General features: G+C 51.8%; 14 protein-coding genes. 6 read left to right on the top strand and 8 right to left on the bottom strand.

Translation table 11 applies throughout. The features are described from left to right. Window positions 1-15: 15 nt before the first annotated feature. The 3 genes from EDD53_RS03630 to EDD53_RS03620 are packed head-to-tail and all read right to left on the bottom strand — an operon-like array spanning window position 16 to window position 4,453. Window positions 16-2,241: an LPS-assembly protein LptD gene (locus tag EDD53_RS03630; RefSeq protein WP_123791822.1), complete on the bottom strand. Its 2,226-nt coding sequence runs from the start codon at window positions 2,239-2,241 to the stop codon at window positions 16-18. Between the two features lie 2 nt (window positions 2,242-2,243). After that, entirely contained in the window at window positions 2,244-3,341 is a 1,098-nt protein-coding gene (gene lptG, locus EDD53_RS03625) for an LPS export ABC transporter permease LptG (RefSeq protein WP_123791821.1), read from the bottom strand. Next, window positions 3,338-4,453, bottom strand: a complete 1,116-nt coding sequence (locus EDD53_RS03620; protein ID WP_170162671.1) for an LptF/LptG family permease — start codon at window positions 4,451-4,453, stop codon at window positions 3,338-3,340. The genes lptG and EDD53_RS03620 overlap by 4 nt, the downstream gene beginning before the upstream one ends. 283 nt (window positions 4,454-4,736) lie before the next feature. Here EDD53_RS03620 and EDD53_RS03615 point away from each other — a divergent pair, with 283 nt between their 5' ends. Both EDD53_RS03615 and EDD53_RS03610 read left to right on the top strand, forming a co-directional pair. After that, a complete protein-coding gene (locus EDD53_RS03615) occupies window positions 4,737-6,209 on the top strand; it encodes a leucyl aminopeptidase (RefSeq protein ID WP_123791819.1) in 1,473 nt (490 codons plus the stop codon). A gap of 3 nt (window positions 6,210-6,212) precedes the next feature. Further along, window positions 6,213-6,674 carry a DNA polymerase III subunit chi gene (locus EDD53_RS03610; protein WP_123791818.1) on the top strand — a complete coding sequence of 154 codons (462 nt, stop codon included), beginning with the start codon at window positions 6,213-6,215 and terminating at the stop codon, window positions 6,672-6,674. A gap of 9 nt (window positions 6,675-6,683) precedes the next feature. On the opposite strand, the gene EDD53_RS03605 is transcribed toward EDD53_RS03610, so the two are convergent. The 3 genes from EDD53_RS03605 to EDD53_RS03595 are packed head-to-tail and all read right to left on the bottom strand — an operon-like array spanning window position 6,684 to window position 9,800. Continuing rightward, complete coding sequence (locus EDD53_RS03605) at window positions 6,684-7,262, bottom strand: retropepsin-like aspartic protease family protein (RefSeq protein WP_123791817.1); 579 nt, start codon at window positions 7,260-7,262, stop codon at window positions 6,684-6,686. A 31-nt stretch (window positions 7,263-7,293) separates the two neighbouring features. Beyond that, window positions 7,294-7,920, bottom strand: coding sequence for a MarC family protein (locus EDD53_RS03600; RefSeq protein ID WP_123791816.1), 627 nt, complete (start codon window positions 7,918-7,920; stop codon window positions 7,294-7,296). Between the two features lie 2 nt (window positions 7,921-7,922). Then, window positions 7,923-9,800 (bottom strand): ABC-F family ATP-binding cassette domain-containing protein, encoded by a 1,878-nt coding sequence (locus EDD53_RS03595; RefSeq protein ID WP_123791815.1) that lies wholly within the window; start codon window positions 9,798-9,800, stop codon window positions 7,923-7,925. Window positions 9,801-10,067: 267 nt separating this feature from the next. On the opposite strand from EDD53_RS03595, the gene ndk reads away from it, so the two are divergent. Further along, window positions 10,068-10,490, top strand: coding sequence for a nucleoside-diphosphate kinase (ndk, locus tag EDD53_RS03590; RefSeq protein WP_123791814.1), 423 nt, complete (start codon window positions 10,068-10,070; stop codon window positions 10,488-10,490). A 128-nt stretch (window positions 10,491-10,618) separates the two neighbouring features. Here ndk and EDD53_RS03585 read toward each other — a convergent pair whose 3' ends face one another. Further along, on the bottom strand, window positions 10,619-10,972 hold the full coding sequence (locus tag EDD53_RS03585) for a TfoX/Sxy family protein (RefSeq protein WP_123791813.1): 354 nt from the start codon (window positions 10,970-10,972) through the stop codon (window positions 10,619-10,621). 310 nt (window positions 10,973-11,282) lie between these two features. Next, on the bottom strand, window positions 11,283-12,131 hold the full coding sequence (kdsA, locus tag EDD53_RS03580) for a 3-deoxy-8-phosphooctulonate synthase (RefSeq protein WP_123791812.1): 849 nt from the start codon (window positions 12,129-12,131) through the stop codon (window positions 11,283-11,285). Between the two features lie 307 nt (window positions 12,132-12,438). On the opposite strand from kdsA, the gene EDD53_RS14940 reads away from it, so the two are divergent. The 3 genes from EDD53_RS14940 (at window position 12,439) to fghA (ending at window position 14,957) form a co-directional block, all read left to right on the top strand. Then, on the top strand, window positions 12,439-12,654 hold the full coding sequence (locus tag EDD53_RS14940) for a DUF1127 domain-containing protein (protein WP_123791811.1): 216 nt from the start codon (window positions 12,439-12,441) through the stop codon (window positions 12,652-12,654). Window positions 12,655-12,936: 282 nt separating this feature from the next. Next, window positions 12,937-14,061, top strand: a complete 1,125-nt coding sequence (locus EDD53_RS03570; RefSeq protein WP_123791810.1) for an S-(hydroxymethyl)glutathione dehydrogenase/class III alcohol dehydrogenase — start codon at window positions 12,937-12,939, stop codon at window positions 14,059-14,061. 65 nt (window positions 14,062-14,126) lie between these two features. Next, window positions 14,127-14,957: an S-formylglutathione hydrolase gene (gene fghA, locus EDD53_RS03565; protein WP_123791809.1), complete on the top strand. Its 831-nt coding sequence runs from the start codon at window positions 14,127-14,129 to the stop codon at window positions 14,955-14,957. Window positions 14,958-14,990 lie beyond the last annotated feature (33 nt).

Raw genomic sequence — 14,990 nt, 5'->3', positions numbered from 1 at the left:
CGTGGTCGATCTGGGTCAAAATCCGCAAACCGATTGGGCCGCTGTCGCATCGGTTCCAAAGGCTCCGAATGAGACAGTGATCGCAAAATTTGTTGTCGGCTCAACGGCGTTGGATTCTGTATAGCGGCGGTCAGCGCCCAGTTTTACCCGTGCACATTCATTGGCATATTCCAGCCCAATCCCTGCTGTCGCGGCTTGGTTTTGTTCGAAATCATAGCGGTAATCTGCAAAGGCTGTCCAATTAGTCCCTAGCTTGATTGCGGTATCTAATGTGAGTTCTGATAGATCAGTGTCACGGTTCTCGACTGGGCTGGCCAGAACATAGGAATGCATCAGGGCCAAATTGTAGCGCTCTCGGGCGATGTCCAATCGGGTCTCAAACTTGGTAAAGGATAAATCGGCATCAAGCAGAGCGCGCGCGCCAAGCGATACAGAGTCAGACACCTGCGACGACACATCAATCAGAAAATCTGAGCGCTTGGTCGAGAGGCCAGAAATAGGCGTATAGCCAGCATCATCGCTTTGGGAAAAGATTTTGCCCAGTGTTACGTCGAAATTTGCTTTGGGTCCGATATGTGAAAACTTCAGACCCAAAGTGGCGCGCAAACCATCGCCGCGCCGATCTGCCCCCGAAAACTGTGCGGTTTCAAAGAGGTTTCCTGCGTCAAATTCGGTCAAAATACTGTCAGCATTGGGCACATCGCCGCCATAGGTCTTGGCCCATGACAGCTGCGCGATGGGGGTTAAAACCTGCTGCGCGCCTGATGCTATGCGCCGTTCAAGCGGATATGACAGGCGCAACAAACCCGCTGGGGTCGCGCGCAAAACTGTGGTGTCATATGTGCTGTTTTGCTCAATGAGATAGGCATCATAGGTCAAGGACGCTTCACCATCCAAGCGCAAGCCATTGTTCAGGATTTTACTGGTTTTCCACCCCGCTTGCGCAGAGCCACGCAGCACATCCGTGCCATCAATATCAGTGGTCGCTTTGCGGTAATATCCTGCAGCCGAAAGTTCTATCCAAGCAGTTCCCCCAAATCTGTCAGGGTAAAATTGCTGTTCATATGAAATATCACCCAGCAAAAATGGCAAAGTGTCTGCGATATCAATTTCGGAATCGCGCAGGGTTCGGATGTGCTGCACTTGGGCATCTAAAGCGGATGTTTGCGTAAAACGATCAAGCCAAATGCGCGAAAATAGCCTGTCGCGGTCATAAATATCGTAATCCAGCAGATAAGAAATATCCGATGTGGCACGCAAATCTATGCCAAATGTCAGATCTTTGGAGAGGTCCCATGTGCCGTCTATAAAGGTATATCCGCGCGATCCATTGCCAGTGTCATCTGAGGTCACAGCGCCGTTGACTTCTAGCTCGCCACGCGTAAAGGCCTGCCTATACCGTAAATCCAAAGTGCGAGATTTGGTTGTGACAAAGGGGGCTACAGTCAAATCGCGGTTGTCGCCGATGGGAATGAAATAGGGCAATTGAACGCCGACGCCCAAAGTTGAACTGCTGCGATACCGCGGGATTAAAAAACCAACGGAGCGATCAAGCGTGGGATCAGGCAGGCGTAAACGGGGCAGAAAAAATACAGGCACATCGAACAATCGAAACTGCGCATCCGTGAAATACAACTGTCGCGCTTCGCTGTCATGCAGCACTTGTTTGGCGCGGATCTGCCAAAGCGGGATCGGTGAGCCTTCGCAAATGCGACAGGCTGAACTTACGGTTTGGTTCAAGCTGGTATAGCGCCCATCGACCCGCTCCATACTGGCTGCTGCCAATTGAAACTGTTGATCAATCACCAAACGCGCTGAGGTCAATATGCCGTTGCGCAGATCTGCGTCGAGTTCAGCGGCAGAGGCCAAGACGATAAAATCAGCCCCGTCTTGTGCCAACCGAATAGGCCCAGTGATCGAAAGTCCGCCCGTATCGCGATCATATACGATCTGCGTGGCGCTCATTTGCGTGTCGCCGTAAAGCACCTGCACATTCCCGCTGGCTGTCAACTGACCGGCGTTAAAATCCACCTGATCTGCCAAAAGTGCGGCCGTTTGGGGCTCTTGCGTGCGCTGAGTTGAGCTCGCCGTGGGGCGTGCTGACTGTGCGTGTAAATCAAGGGGGGTGCCCGCCCATACGCCTGCGGCAAGTGCAGCCACCAAGGCAAATTTTGACGGGCCGCCTGTCTGTTTGGCGGTGATTTTAGCACTGGTTTTGGGCAAGGATTTCAACACCTTCATGATCACCCGTCCTCGATGTGAAGTAAAAAGGCAAGGCTTGCGAAAATAACGGCAATAGGCGGGGCCCAAGCCGCTAAAATGATCGGGATCTCACCATTTTGCCCCAAGATATTTGCAAAGTTGCGTAGAAAAAAGAAGGCAAAGGCAAGCAAAAGCGCGGTTGTGACCAACCGTCCAGTGCTGCCAAAGCGCGTGTGCCGCATGGTGAAACCCGCACCGATCAGCATCATGGCGACCAATGTGAGTGGCAAAGCCAATTCACTTTGGAACCACATTTTATAGGCCCGCGCCGAAAAACCAGCTTTTTCCAACCGTTGGATGAAGGCCCGCATTTCCCAAATCGGCACCGCAGCAGGGGTGCCAAAGGTATCTTGGATTTCATCTAAGGTGAGCGTTGTTGGCAAAGAATAATTGTCATAGAGCACGGCGTTTGCTTCAGGGTTTAAACTGTTTTGCAAATCCCAATATTTGACGGCCGACATATTCCACTGGCTGGGGGTTAATTCAGCGATATTTGCTTCAATCCGAAATGAAGGAGATCCGCCCGTATCAAAGCCCAAAAAGGTGACGTTGAACAATTGTGACCCGTCGAAATTTGCTTGGCTGGCGCGGATGACGACCTGCCCATCAGCATTGCCTTGACGCAGCCACAGACCTTCGTCTGAGACAGAAAAGACTTGGGTTTGCTCATCAAGATATTGCGCTTTGAGTTGGTCGAATTTACGCGATGACGAGGACACCAATGGGTTTAAAATTGCCACAGCCAGCATGCCGATGATAAAAGCAACGCTCAAAGGGGCACATAGGGACCGCATGGCAGAGCGCCCTGCAGCACGCGTGACAACAAGCTCAGAGGATCGCGATAGGCCCAAGAATAAGATCAGCGTGGCGATCACAATGATCACAGGCAACACAGCATGCAGGGTTTCTGGCACCCGCAAAATGGCGAGATACACAATCTGACCAAAGGAAATTTCCGCCGATCCGAACTTTCGGATTTGCTCCAACATTTCGATCATCAGGATCAAAACAACAAGGATGCCAACAACCGTTGCAATCGCAGATAAAGCACGGCGAGCGAAGTAGAGATGCAATATCATTGTGGCACCTGTGGTGTTTGTTTTGCGCGCCTACGGAATAGATGTGGATGTGACGTGTACCATAAAATAAGGCCAGCCAAGCAAAAGCCCATGACGCTTGGAACATAGAGCAATGCCCACAGTTCTGGCATGTTGCTGCTGGTTGAAATAACGGCAGAGTCGACAGCTTTTAGAAGAATCAGCAAGCCGATTGCCAAGAATATCTGACGCCAAAGGCCAAAGCGGGAAAATCCGCCTGCAACAAGAGCGGCAAACCCGATAATGGTGGCGATGGCGGCCAAAAGGGCCTTGCTGGTGCGTTCATGAAAAGTCTGACGCAATTCCATTGCCGTCAATTCAGTCTCTGCCAGAACGGCTGCTTGATTGGTGAAGAATTCGACACTTGGGATGCTGCGGACAGAACGCTCGGCCATGTCCGTGGTGGTTAAAAATGGGGCCAGATTATAGGCAAAACTGTCAAACGTCGTCACAGATAGGCGCTGCGTTTTGGTGTTAAGGGCATGCGAAGCCCCATCAAACAACAATAAAACGGGGCCTTCGGTATCGCTGACGATTAAAGCGCGCCGCGCAAGAAAGTTGATGCGCTGGTCTTTGCCACGGCTGTCTGACAAATAGACGTCTAGCAATTCCCCAGACGCATTAATTTCACGCACATAAAAGGTGATACCATTTGCGGGGTGTACAAATGTGCCTTCCGTTAACAAGCGCGCTGTGACATCGCGCGACATTTCTGCTTGATTTATGGCCAATTCGCCGCGCGCCAAGGGGGATAAAACATGGGTCAAACAGGCAACCATCAAAGATGCGATCAACCCGAACGCAATAACAGCACGCCCCAAACGCCATGGGCTGAACCCCGTGGCTTGGATGACCACCAGTTCTGAATCATTGCTCATGCGGTTGATCGCAAAGACCGTGGCGATAAAAGCTGTGATCGGCAAAACATCTGCAATCAGCATGGGCAAACTGAGTGAGGTCAATTTGAGAAACAGCGACATGTTTTGACCGTCGCTCATCAATTGATCCAGCAAGCTCACAGCTTTGTTGACCCAAAACACCATAACAAGGATGAGAGAAAACAGCCCGAACAACAAAATATGCTGTTGTAGCAAGTATCTATCGAATCTACCCAAAATGATCCCCAAGGTCCAAACAGTTAGGGCAGTTTAGCTGCTACGGCGCTGCGCTGAAACCCATAATGCGCGGCAATTTTGACCCCATGCAACGAAGCGCCTAGGCCTTTGCGCAAAAACCAGCACCGCAAGCTCTGGCAAACTGCCTGCGAGATCGCTACCTATAGGGCAATTGTTTTATGGTTCGGTCAGGGGGAAACCCGCACCAGCCGCAAAATTGACCTCATCCGCGCGCTTGCGCTTTGTTTACATTGGAGTCCCCATGACCACACCTGCAACTTTATCCGTGACCGAAATCGACTTGGATACCATCGCGACTGCAACGGGACGCGTGGCGGTTTTGGTGCCTGAAGATGGCAAGATGAGCGCGGCTGCGCGTCGTGTGAACCGTTTGATGAAAGGCGCTTTGGCGCGGTACATCGAAAGCGAAGCCTTTGAAGCGCTTGAAGAAGGCACAGCACAGGACTTAGCTTTCCCCGTTGGTCTTCAAGCCGAGGCCGTGCAGGTGGTGAAACTGTCACGCTCGGCGCAAACAGAATTGGCGCGCAAAGCGGGGGCCGCAATCGGCGGTGCCTTGGGCAAAAAAGACGTGCTTGTTTTGGCGGGTCCAACGCGCCGTTTGTCAGATCTGGCGCTTGGTGTCTTGCTCAAAGCCTATGCTTTCACGGATCATAAATCCGAAGGCCCTGCCACACAAACGCCGACCGTGACCATGGCGGTCAGCAAAGTCGAAGATCTTGACGCTGCCGCAGTGACCGCATTGGCCGAAGGCGTTTTCTTTACCCGCGATCTCGTGTCAGAGCCTGCGAATGTTTTGACGACCACTGAATTTGCCAATCGTTTGAAAGACTTGGAAAAACTGGGCGTTGAAGTTGAAGTGCTAGAAGAAGACGCGCTTGAAGCCCTCGGCATGCGCACTTTGCTGGCTGTCGGCCAAGGATCGCGCAGCCCATCAAAAGTGGTTGTGATGCAATGGAAGGGTGGCAAAGACGAGGCGCCCTTGGCCTTGGTTGGCAAGGGGGTCGTCTTTGACACGGGTGGCATTTCTATTAAGCCTGCGGGCGGTATGGAAGACATGACCATGGATATGGGCGGCGCTGGTGTTGTCTCTGGTGTGATGAAAACGCTGGCTTTGCGCAAAGCAGCTGCCAATGTCGTGGGCCTTGTGGGCTTGGTTGAAAACATGCCCGATGGCAATGCGATCCGCCCTGGAGATGTGATCAAATCCATGAAAGGCGACACTGTTGAGATCATCAACACAGACGCAGAAGGGCGCATGGTTCTGTGCGATGTAATGTGGTACACGCAAGAGCGTTTCAAACCGCGCGGCATGGTGGATCTGGCCACTTTGACAGGCGCGATCATAGTGGGTCTTGGCCATGACAATGCAGGTGTGTTTTCAAATGATGATGATTTTTGCAAAGCCTTCATGAAATCCGCGCGCACAGAAATTGAGGGCGCGTGGCGGATGCCTTTGGGCAAGTCCTATGACGCGCAACTTAAATCTCATATTGCCGATATGAAAAACGTGGGCACGCGGGCAGGTGGTTCGATCACTGCCGCGCAGTATTTGCAGCGCTTTGTGCAAGAGGGTACGCCTTGGATTCACTTGGATATCGCAGGCGTCGCCTCTGTGAAAGCGCCGACCGATTTGGCCCCTAAAGGTGCGACAGGCTGGGGCGTTTTGGCGCTCAACCGCTTTGTCGAAAACCTGATCCCAGCCGAGGAAGCCTAAACCATGGGCGCGGCCTATTTCTACCATTTGACCCGCAATCCGCTGGAAAAAACTTTGGCCACATTGGTGGAAAAGGCGCTTTCAGCAGGTTGGCGGGTTGAGGTGCGCGGCCGCGCCGATGCGCAATTGCGCGCCCTTGATGTTGCTTTATGGCAGCGCGAGGGCTTTTTACCTCATGGCATGGCAGGGGGGCCGCATGACGCGGATCAACCTGTTTTGCTCACCACAGGCGCGGGTGGCAATAGTGCCAGTTGTCTCATGTGTATCCAAGGCGCGGATGTGACTTCTGATGAAATTGCCGCGGCTGACCGTGTGTGTATTTTGTTTGATGGCCATGATCCAGAGGCTTTACAACAGGCACGCGGCCAATGGAAAAGCCTGACGGATGCAGGCGCGACAGCGCAATACTGGTCTGAGGAAACGGGAAAATGGCAAATGAAAGCCCAGCACCCCAAGCCTGAATAAGACATAATATCAGCGCGTTAGGATAAGTTTATCACGCGTGATTTCAATCTTGTCGTAGCGTTGCAAGTAAGACATGCCCAGCAAAGAACCAAACAGGTCGCCTTTGGTGACATAGGCGCGCATGTCGTTGTCTTGCACGCCGCCCACATTTAAGGTGTCGATATTTACAGCTGCGGTTTCGACTGCGCCATTGGCCGTTTGCGCCATGCCAGTATAAGCAAGATTGTCTAATGCAATGCCCGACTTTTCTGCGTCGCTATGGGATAAGACAACATGTGTTGCCCCCGTATCGACCAAAAACTCAATGGGGACGCCGTTGACCTGAGCCGTCAAAACAAAATGACCGCCGCGGGTTTTGGGGATTTCAATCACGCCAGTGCCGTGGGTGATCTGTACAGGGGCCAAGCGCGGCACGAGATCTTGCCACAGCGCATAGCCAGCCAAGACGCCGATAAACAACAGCGCCCAGAGCACCAAATGCCGCAGCATTTGCCCCATGGCCCGCCGATTGGCGATGAGCGTGTAAAAAACCAATGCGCCCAAAAGCACCACAAGATAGAGCAAACGCCCCGTGTCAAATTCATCCATGCGCTATATTTAGGGCGAGGGGAAACAAATGTCAGTAGGGCAAAGCACCAACTTCGCGCAAGCCATCCAAAATAAACTGAATAGACAGCGCTGTAAGCAACATCCCTAGGATACGCGTCACCACATTCACCCCTGTCGGTCCCAAGGCACGCTCCAGCAGACCGCCCATGATGAACAGGGCCAGCATAATCAAAAGAACGATGGCCAATACGCCGAAAACCGAAATAAATCCGATAGTTGTGTCGGTCTGGCCCGTCAGCAAGATCATTGATGCAATCGCACCTGGACCTGCAATCAAAGGGGTTGCGAGGGGAAAGACAGAGGGATCGTCTTCGGAAATATCAGGCTGCGAGGCCTGATCTTCGCGCCGTTTTGAGCGTCGCTCAAACAACATATCCAGCGCAGTGAGAAACAGTAAAACACCCCCAGCGATGCGGAATGCCGCCATAGAAATGCCAGCAAAGTTCAAAACAGCTTCGCCGAACAGACCGAAGATAATCAAAATAGCAAAGCCGATGGTGGTGGCGCGAATGGCAATGCCGCGGCGCTGTTGGGGAGAACTCCCTGATGTCAGCGCCACAAAAAGCGGCATCAACCCGATTGGATCAATGATAACGAAAAGCGTGAAAAACGCTGTGATCAAAAATTGTAGATCCAAAACTATTTCTCAGCCTTTTCCAATTTCTCTAGGGCTTGCATCCAAAGATCTTCGGCGCGGTTTTTGGCATCGCAGACCTCGTTATACTTTTTTTGCCACATCACCGCAGAGGGCTTGTCATCATAAAGGGCAGGGTCGGCCAGTTTGGTTTCCAGCTTTTCTGCCATCTCATTGATTTTCGCCATACGTTGTTCACATTTGCGCGCCTCAGAACGTAATGCAAGGATTTCATCGCGCGAATAAACCTTAGCGGGTTTAACAGCTGCTTTTTCCTTGGACTTGGATTTTGCCCGCACGTTTTTGTCGATCTTGGTCTTTTCATCGCCCTGCATCAACAGTTTGCGGTAGGTGTCCAGATCGTCTTCATAGGGCGATACCCGACCATCTTTGACCAGCCACAACCGATCCGCGACCAAGCTGAGCAAATGCATATCATGCGACACCAAAATGACGGCGCCCGTATAGGCGGTCAAAGCCTCAACCAGCGCTTCGCGACTTTCGATGTCCAAGTGGTTGGTCGGCTCATCGAGGATCAGCAAATGTGGCGCATCCAAAGTCGCCAAAAGCAAAGATAAACGTGCTTTTTGGCCACCAGACAGACGCCCGACTTGGGTATCTGCTTGGTCTGCACCCAGACCAAAACTGGCCAGTTTGGCGCGCAGTTTCGGACCAAAGACACCTGGCATAGCAGCGGTCAAATGCTGAAGCGGTGTTTCTGAGAAATCCAATTCTTCGACTTGGTGCTGCGCAAAGAAACCGATGCGCAATTTGTTATGGCGGTTCAATCTTCCGCCCATGGGATCAAGCGCTTTTGACAGCAGTTTCGACAGAGTCGATTTGCCTTCGCCGTTGCGACCCAAAAGCGCGATACGGTCATCTTGGTCGATGCGCAAATCCAGATTTCCTAAAATCTGTTTGCCGTCATAGCCAACAGATGCGCCTTCCATATTGATGATCGGCGGGGACAATTCTTCGGGTTCTGGAAAGGTAAAGACCACACGCGCCGCATCTTCAGGCGCTGTGATTTTATCCATCTTTTCAAGCATTTTCACCCGAGACTGCGCTTGTTTCGCCTTTGATGCCTTGGCTTTAAAGCGGTCCACAAAGCTTTGCAGGTGCTCTCGCGCTGCGTCTTGTTTTTTCGCAGCCGCCGCTTGTACAGCGCGTTTGGCTGCACGGGTTTTGGCAAAGTCATCGTAGCCGCCCGCATAAAGCGTTAGTTTTTTGCTTTCCAGATGCACAATGCCATTCACAGCACGGTTCAGCAAAGCGCGGTCGTGCGAAATCAGCAAAACCGTATGCGGGTAACGGCCAAGATAGCTTTCCAGCCATAAAGCGCCCTCAAGATCCAGATAGTTGGTCGGCTCATCAAGTAGCAAGAAATCGGGCTGTGAAAACAGCACGCCCGCCAGCGCCACACGCATACGCCAACCGCCTGAAAATTCAGAGCAGGGCATGTGGATTTCTTCTTCGGTAAATCCAAGGCCGCGCAGCAAGGCCGCGGCACGCCCTTCGGCACTCCAAGCATCGATATCGGCCAAGCGGGTTTGAATTTCCGCGATGCGCATCGGGTCTGTTGCGCTTTCAGATTCTTTCATCAAGGCGTCGCGTTCTTTGTCTTCGGCCAAAACCGTATTGATCAAAGACACTTCATTGCCAGGCACCTCTTGGGCCACACCACCGATTTTGGCCCGTGACGGCAATTCGATTGACCCTGTTTCCAAAACCAATTCACCACGCAGCAATTTGAATAGGGTGGATTTACCTGCCCCATTGCGGCCAACGATGCCGATTTTATGGCCCGTCGGAATGGTGACGCTGGCGTTTTCGAAAAGGGTACGACCCTCGACTGAATATGTGATATCATGGATTTTAAGCATGCCAGCCGCTTATCAGGGGAAATGCGGGCGGTCTAGAGGAATTGGACGTGGCCTTGATAAATTCGCCCTATGGCTAAAATTGCGGGCTTATATTCGCAAAATTACGACAGGTTACGTTGGTTTTTCAAAAGATCGTTACGGAACTGCGTTTTGTCGCACAATCATTGCTTTTCAAACGCTATGGGGCGTGGTAATCGGCGCGCAATCTTTGGGGTGTGCGTGATCGTCGTTCCAAAAACTCTACAACCGTTTTAAAGGAGCTTCATCATGGCTATCCAACGTACTTTTTCTATCATCAAACCAGACGCCACAAAACGTAACCTTACAGGTGCGATTGTTGCGAAATTCGAAGAAGCTGGTCTACGCGTCGTGGCCTCCAAGCGTATTCAATTGACACTTGCACAAGCACAAGAATTCTACGGCGTTCACTCTGAGCGTCCTTTCTTTGGCGAATTGTGTGAATTCATGATTTCCGAGCCAATCGTTGTTCAAGTTCTTGAAGGCGAAGATGCAATCGCGAAAAACCGCGAAGTTATGGGTGCAACAAACCCAGCAGACGCGGCAGAAGGTACAATCCGTAAAGAATTTGCTTTGTCTATCGGCGAAAACTCTGTTCACGGCTCTGACGCACCTGAAACAGCTGCTGAAGAAATCGCATACTTCTTCTCAGGTCTTGAACTTGTAGGCTAAGAGGCTCCGCCTCAGGGTCGATTGGGCTATGCCTCATGAGACGAATAGAATTAAAAGGGCTGCTCGAAAGAGTGGCCCTTTTTTGCTGCGGTGGTCTTTAATCTGGGGAGCAGGTCTGAGCCAGTGACCTAGCTTTGGCGCTTTGTGCCAACGCCGATTTGATCCAATATACGTTCGATCCCAGCAGGGGCCGCGTTTGTATCGCTGGCACTACCCGCCTTGATCGCGTCAAAGCGTGCACGCAGGGCTTTTTTCTCATCACCTTTGCAGTCATTCCAAGGTCGCCCCTGAAGTCCCATGACCAGCGCGTAATATCCGATGAAATGAGGCGCGTTGCCTGCGGCCAAAAGCATGCCGTAAGCGGCATCGGCGCCCAATTCACGCAACTGATCGGCTGTATGTATACCTGCACGGGCATATTCTTGCTCGGACGCAGGGCCAAGGTTGCGAATGGCGGAAACGGGATCAGCTGTGGTGGTCATAGCGCGTTTTGGCCTAATGTTGCCCGCTTAAATTGCACGCATCATAAGCGCAAAGCAATGCGTGATTGCCTACCAAGCGGCCCAATCGGTGAATTTCACGGGCGGCGTCTGACTTGGCTTTGCTGGTGTTTGCGCGGTCGAAGGCGCTGGTTGCGATGGATGAGGCTGTGCCATGTATTACCCTTCCTTAAATTGCTACAAATACTGTTGCGACAAAATAAATATAAAAGGTAAATCTGCCGCCCCATTGACGTAAATGTGGCGGCGAGGGGGCGTATATCTGGATATTTCGCCTATTTATGTGGCTTCGTTAAGCGGGTTTAACCACTTGATCGAGTGCGCGTAGAGTGCCCAGCAAGCCTTCAAGCTCTTCGATGCGTACCATGTTTGGCCCGTCTGAAGGCGCATTGTCAGGGTCTTCATGGGCCTCGATAAACAGGCAAGACACGCCCACAGCCACAGCCGCACGCGCAAGCGGGGGCACCATGGTGCGATCACCGCCAGAGGAATTGCCATTGCCGCCAGGCTGCTGCACAGAATGGGTGGCGTCGAAGACAACTGGATATCCAGTTTCGGCCATTTTCGGCAATCCGCGGAAATCAGAGACCAAGGTGTTATAACCAAAAGACGTGCCACGGTCGCAGAGCATGATCTTTTCATTGCCTGTTGAGGCGACTTTCGCCGCGACATTGGCCATATCCCAAGGCGCTAAAAACTGGCCTTTTTTGATGTTGATGGCTTTGCCTGTCTCGCCTGCGGCCAATAAAAGATCTGTCTGGCGGCACAAAAACGCAGGGATCTGCAAAATATCTACAAATTCTGCCGCCATTTCACAGTGATGTGTTTCATGAACATCGGTCAGCACAGGGCAGCCAAATTCATCACGGATTTTCGACAAGATCGTCAGCCCCAGTTCAGAACCAAGCCCGCGCTCACCCGTCAAAGACGACCGATTGGCCTTGTCATAGGAGCCTTTGAAAATGAAAGGCGTGCCAGTTGCATCACAAGCCTTGGCAATTTTTTCGGCCAACATGCGTGCGTGATCAAGGCTTTCCAACTGGCAGGGGCCACAGATCAAGCCAAATGGCAGATCATTGGCAAGGGTCACTTGACCTTTAAGAGTATCAGCTCCGATGGAGACGGCTTTTGCAGATGTCATTTTAGGGCTCCAGTTTTAATGATGCCCATAAATCACATTGCAGCAAAGGTGCGCAAGCATTGCATTTATGCTGCAGGTGCAAAGTCGGCGGCAGGTAACACAGCATAAACGGGGTGCCGATCATAGCACGGTTGCGCAAGGCGCATGAGTAAATCAATTATGTATGCGTTTAATGCATAACGGGGTTCTCGCATTGTCCGTTGTTGCAGTGCAGCATTTGCCCCATATTCAACTCAAGCAAACGGGCAATCGCCCAACACTGCACCAAACGTCCAAATGTTAACCGCACAAAGTAAGGAACTTTACAATGGCATATGCAGCTTCAAACACACAGTTCGGCCAATCCTCTTTGACTGAGCGCTTCACAAAATTGTTCTCTCGCATTTACAAATCTTTCGTAATCGCGACTGTCCAAGCACGTTACATGCAAGAATTGACCATGCTAAGCGATCGCGAATTGAATGACATCGGTATCAGCCGTGCAGACATTCCAGCCATCGCCCGTGACGCAGCGCGCAGCTAAAAGATACGGTATCAATGTGGGCGCAAGCGCCCGCATATGTTGAGGGTCTATCCCTACAACTGACGCTCATAACCCCCTTCAGGTCCTCCCCCTGTTGGGGGTTTTCTGTGCGCTAAATGGACTAAATTCGCTAATCAACCCTATTTTTTGCACAGGGAGGAAGTGACGCGCTACACAGGTTTTCGCGCTGTTTTTCACCTCGCAGCCCTATCATGAGCGAAAATGTAGCGCTAAAGTGGCCGCACTGCGCAAATATGCGCAAACCGTCATAGGGGATTGAAAATGAAAACACGCGCAGCAGTCGCATTCGAGGCAGGAAAGCCGCTCGAAATCGTAGAAGTCGATCTAGAAGGCCCAAAATGGGGTGAGGTTCTGATCGAAATCAAAGCCACTGGTATCTGTCATACAGATGAATTCACCCGTTCTGGTGCTGATCCCGAAGGCATCTTTCCTGTCATCTTGGGCCATGAAGGCGCGGGCGTTGTGCAAGAGGTCGGCCCTGGCGTGACCTCGTTGAAAGTTGGCGATCACGTGATTCCGCTTTACACGCCTGAATGTCGTGAATGTGCGTCCTGTAAATCACAAAAAACCAACCTGTGTACATCGATCCGCGCCACGCAAGGCCAAGGCCTGATGCCCGACGGCACATCGCGTTTTTCATACAAGGGTCAAAAGATTCACCATTACATGGGCTGTTCCACCTTTGCGAACCACACTGTGATGCCTGAAATCGCTGTGGCGAAAATCTCTGAAAAAGCGGCCTTCGACAAAGCCTGTTACGTCGGTTGTGGTGTGACAACGGGTGTTGGCGCTGTGATGAACACGGCCAAAGTTGAATTCGGCGCCACGGCTGCTGTCTTTGGTCTTGGCGGTATCGGTTTGAACGTGATCCAAGGTCTGCGTTTGGCGGGAGCGGATATGATCATCGGTGTGGATCTGAACGACGATAAAGAAGAGTGGGGCCGCAAATTCGGCATGACCCACTTTATCAACCCATCCAAAGGCGGCGATGTGGTCGAGCAAATCGTCAACATGACTAAGCGCGGCGATGACCAAATCGGCGGCGCGGATTACACATTCGATTGCACGGGCAACGTCAACGTGATGCGCCAAGCTTTGGAAGCCTCACACCGCGGTTGGGGCGAAAGTGTTATCATTGGTGTCGCAGGCGCCGGTCAAGAGATCGCCACGCGTCCTTTCCAATTGGTCACAGGCCGCACATGGAAAGGCACTGCATTTGGCGGCGCACGTGGTCGCACAGATGTGCCAAAAATCGTTGATTGGTACTTGGATGGTAAGATCGAAATCGATTCCATGATCACCCACACAATGGGCTTGGAAGACATCAACAAAGGCTTCGATTTGATGCATAAAGGCGAATCCATTCGCTCTGTCGTCATTTTCTAAACCTATAACAACCCCGCGTAACATTCTGATTGCGCGGGGTTTTTCTATTTAAAAAGGGTCCAACCATGGAAACCGTTTCAACGAACCTCTCTTTTGGCGGCACACAGGGCGTTTACACGCATCAATCGACCTCAACAGGCACCCAGATGACTTTCGCTGTGTTTGTGCCACCGCAAGCGGCAACGCAAAGCTGCCCCGTTGTGTGGTATCTGTCAGGCTTGACCTGTAGCCATGCCAACGTGATGGACAAAGGCGAGTATCGCCGCAAAGCCGCCGAACTTGGCCTTATAATCGTTTGCCCTGATACATCGCCGCGCGGGGATGATGTGGCCAATGATGAAAGCTGGCAAATGGGGCAGGGCGCTGGTTTTTATGTGGATGCGACCCAAGAGCCTTGGTCCAAACATTTTCAGATGTACAGCTATATCACGCAAGAACTGCCTGCTTTGATTGCTGAAAATTTTCCAGCAGACATGAGCCGCCAAGGCATCACAGGGCACTCAATGGGGGGGCACGGCGCGTTGACGATTGCCTTGAAAAACCCTGATACCTTCAAATCCTGTTCCGCTTTTGCGCCGATTACGAACCCTTCGACGGCCGAATGGTCCAAAGGCGCATTGACCACCTATCTTGGCGCGGATCAAGCCGCATGGGCCGATTATGATGCGGTGCGTTTGATCGAAAAAGGTGCAAAATTTCCAGCGCTTCTTGTCGATCAAGGGGCTGCTGATAACTTTTTTGACGGCTGCAATCCGCATGCTTTGCAAAGCGCCTGTGTCGATACTGATATTGCCCTGACGTTGCGGCTTCAAGAGGGGTACGATCACTCGTATTTCTTTATTTCGACCTTCATGGATGATCACCTCACTTGGCATGCGGACCGACTTAGTAAGTAATTTCCTATTCCATATCAATTAATTAGGGCGTGC

It is taken from the genome of Pacificibacter maritimus (genome assembly GCF_003814915.1).
GTDB classification, from domain to species: Bacteria; Pseudomonadota; Alphaproteobacteria; order Rhodobacterales; family Rhodobacteraceae; genus Celeribacter; species Celeribacter maritimus.
Note: the sequence above shows the minus strand (reverse complement) of the source record. Positions and strands in the feature narration are given on the sequence as shown.

Coding starts and splice junctions, on each gene's coding strand:
- EDD53_RS03610 (WP_123791818.1), top strand. CDS start 6,213: ATGGGCGCGGCCTATTTCTACCATTTGACCCGCAATCCGCTGGAAAAA.
- lptG (WP_123791821.1), bottom strand. CDS start 3,341: ATGATATTGCATCTCTACTTCGCTCGCCGTGCTTTATCTGCGATTGCA.
- EDD53_RS14940 (WP_123791811.1), top strand. CDS start 12,439: ATGGCATATGCAGCTTCAAACACACAGTTCGGCCAATCCTCTTTGACT.
- kdsA (WP_123791812.1), bottom strand. CDS start 12,131: ATGACATCTGCAAAAGCCGTCTCCATCGGAGCTGATACTCTTAAAGGT.
- EDD53_RS03615 (WP_123791819.1), top strand. CDS start 4,737: ATGACCACACCTGCAACTTTATCCGTGACCGAAATCGACTTGGATACC.
- EDD53_RS03595 (WP_123791815.1), bottom strand. CDS start 9,800: ATGCTTAAAATCCATGATATCACATATTCAGTCGAGGGTCGTACCCTT.
- EDD53_RS03605 (WP_123791817.1), bottom strand. CDS start 7,262: ATGGATGAATTTGACACGGGGCGTTTGCTCTATCTTGTGGTGCTTTTG.
- fghA (WP_123791809.1), top strand. CDS start 14,127: ATGGAAACCGTTTCAACGAACCTCTCTTTTGGCGGCACACAGGGCGTT.
- EDD53_RS03585 (WP_123791813.1), bottom strand. CDS start 10,972: ATGACCACCACAGCTGATCCCGTTTCCGCCATTCGCAACCTTGGCCCT.
- EDD53_RS03630 (WP_123791822.1), bottom strand. CDS start 2,241: ATGAAGGTGTTGAAATCCTTGCCCAAAACCAGTGCTAAAATCACCGCC.
- ndk (WP_123791814.1), top strand. CDS start 10,068: ATGGCTATCCAACGTACTTTTTCTATCATCAAACCAGACGCCACAAAA.
- EDD53_RS03570 (WP_123791810.1), top strand. CDS start 12,937: ATGAAAACACGCGCAGCAGTCGCATTCGAGGCAGGAAAGCCGCTCGAA.